Source organism: uncultured Parolsenella sp. (assembly GCF_958346945.1).
GTDB lineage: Bacteria > Actinomycetota > Coriobacteriia > Coriobacteriales > Atopobiaceae > Parolsenella.
Window position 1 is genome coordinate 1 of record NZ_CATVTL010000024.1, and the last position, 2,592, is coordinate 2,592.

Annotated in this window: 2 protein-coding genes; both read right to left on the minus strand. The window is 64.9% G+C overall.

What is annotated here, in order from left to right:
• Positions 1-1,759, minus strand: a 1,759-nt coding sequence (locus Q3866_RS07770) for a Tex-like N-terminal domain-containing protein (protein ID WP_301830828.1), incomplete at its 3' end; no start/stop codon positions are given.
• 411 nt (positions 1,760-2,170) lie between these two features.
• On the minus strand, positions 2,171-2,592 hold a 422-nt coding region (locus Q3866_RS07775; RefSeq protein ID WP_301830829.1), incomplete at its 5' end, for a Gfo/Idh/MocA family oxidoreductase.

Consider the following 2,592-nt stretch of genomic DNA (forward strand, 5'->3'; position numbering starts at 1 on the left):
CGATGTCGGGCACGCCGCCGCGGCTGAGCTCGCTTGCTTTAACGCCGGCGCGTTCCAAGACGGACGTGGCCACCTCGTAGCTTTCGGGGTGGACGCTCGTTGCGTCGAGCGGGTTCTTACCGCCGCTAATTCGCAAAAAGCCTGCAGCGTTGAGATATGCCTTGGGTCCCAGCTTGGGGACCTTCTTGAGCTGGCGGCGATCGGTGAAGGCGCCGTTTTCCTCGCGGAAAGCCACGATGTTCTTGGCCACGCTCGGCGTGATGCCCGAAACGTATCCCAGCAGGCTCGCGCTCGCGGTGTTGACGTCGACGCCCACGCGGTTGACGACGTCCTCCACCACGTGGCCCAGGGTGCGCGAGAGCTCGGCCTGGTCAAGGTCGTGCTGGTACTGGCCCACGCCGATGGACTGGGGCGGAATCTTGACGAGCTCTGCCAGTGGGTCCTGCAGGCGGCGGCCCAGGCTCATGGCGCCGCGCACGGTGACGTCCAGGTCGGGATATTCCTGGCTGGCGAGCTCGGAGGCCGAGTACACCGACGCGCCGGCCTCGTTGACGATGGTGTAGCGCAACCCGGGCGCCTGCTCGGCAATGAACTCCGAGACGACTTCCTCGGTCTCGCGGCTGGCGGTGCCGTTGCCGATGACGATGGTGTTGACGCCGTCCTTCTTGACGAGGCGGGCGAGCTCGCGCTTGGTGCCGGCGACGTCGTGGCGCGGCTTGGTGGGGTAGACCACGCCGTGGTCGAGCAGCTTGCCGGTCTCGTCCATGACGGCGACCTTGCAGCCGGTGCGGTAGCCCGGATCGAGCGCGAGCACGCGGGCGCCGCGCACGGGGCGTGCCGAGAGCAGGCCCTCGAGATTCTTGGCAAAGACATTGATGGCCTCGGTCTGCGCGCGGACGGTGAGTTTGGCGCGGGCCTCGCGCTCCAGCGAGGGGGCCATGAGGCGCTTGTAACCGTCAGCGATGGCGGCATCGAAGATGGGAGCAAACGCGCCCTGGCGTCGGGGCCAACGGCTGCCGAGGCGTGCCGTGGCGGCAGCGCCGTCGACGTTCACGCGCACGCGGAGCTTGCCCTCGCGCTCGCCGCGGTCGATAGCCAGCACGCGGTGGTTGGGTATACGGCGCAGCGGCTCATCATAGTTGTAGTAGGGCTCGTAGGGAGTCTTTTCGGCGGGGTCGGTGGCCTCGACGACGATGTCGGCGGTGTTTTGCGTAAAGGCGCGCAGGTCGGCGACGTTCTCGGGGTCTTCGGCCACCGTCTCAGCCACGATGTCCGCCGCGCCGGCGAGCGCCTTCTCGGGCGTGTCGAAGCCGGCTTCCTCGTTGACGTAGGCCGCGGCGGTGTCGAGCGCGCTGCCCTTGGCCGAGGCCTGCATGATGATCATGTTGGCAAGCGGCTCCAGGCCTGCCTCGCGGGCCTTCTGTGCGCGGGTCATGCGCTTTTTGCGGTAGGGCTTGTAGAGGTCCTCGACACGCTGGAGCTGCGTGGCCTCTCGAATCTGCTGCTCGAGTTCGGGCGTGAGTTTGCCCTGGGCGTCGATGAGCAGAACGACGTCCTCTTTACGCTGCTCAAGATTGCGCAGGTAGGACAGGCGCTCGTCGAGTGCGCGCAGGGCGACGTCGTCCATGCCGCCCGTGGCTTCCTTGCGGTAGCGCGAGATAAAGGGGATGGTGTTGCCCTCGTCGATGAGCTTGACGGCCGCCTCGACGTTGGCGGCCTTAAGGTTGAGCTCGCGGGCGAGCTGGGCGATAAGATCCATGAAACTCCTTGCGGTAAAGGTGCGTTTGCAGCACAGAGCTACCAAGGATACCACCCGTCCCAAAAGACTGTTTTGGGCCGTGCCACGAAAATGACCTATCTACTACGTTTAACCCGTATGGGTCGACCATCCCCCGGTTTTCCGAAAATACGCAAGCCGTCTACCTGCGGTTTTTACTTCGCGAAATTTGGCACGGTTGAGGGCGATCGGTTAAACGTAGTAGATAGGCGCATTTCGTGGCGAACGAATCAGGCCGAGGTGCAAAATGGCCCCTCGCTCCAGAAAAATCGTCGGAAAGGTAGCAAAATGCCCCGCGGGCAGGAGGCTGCTCGCGGGGCAAAGAAGAGGGGCTTGTTGGTGGCGGACCGAAGGGTTCGGCATGGGGCTTCTGCCGCGGTCTGCCCTAAGGCGTTACAGCTCGACGAGCTGGCCGGTCTCGGCGGCCTCCTTGATGGCGTTGAGAAGCGTGAGCGTCTTGACGTTATCGGCGGGGGTCACGACGGGCTCGACCTCGCGGCGGACAACCTTCACAAAGTGCTTGAGCTGCATCTTGTGCGGCAGTGCCGGGTCGACGGCCGGAATCTCCATCTGCAGCGGCTTGTGCCAGTTGGAGGCGCCGTCGTAGGAGAACTGGTGCAGGCGGGGCAGCGAAAGGGCGCCCTTAGTTCCGCCGATAAAGTAGGCGTCGGCGTCGAAGGGACGGTACTGCGGGTCCTCGCGAGCGGTGGCCTCCCAGTTCCAGGGGCTGGCGGTGGCGTCGGAGATGGTCATGCTCGCAAGCGCGCCATCGGCAAAACGGACGTTGACCACGGCGGAGTCCTCGGTCTCAAAAC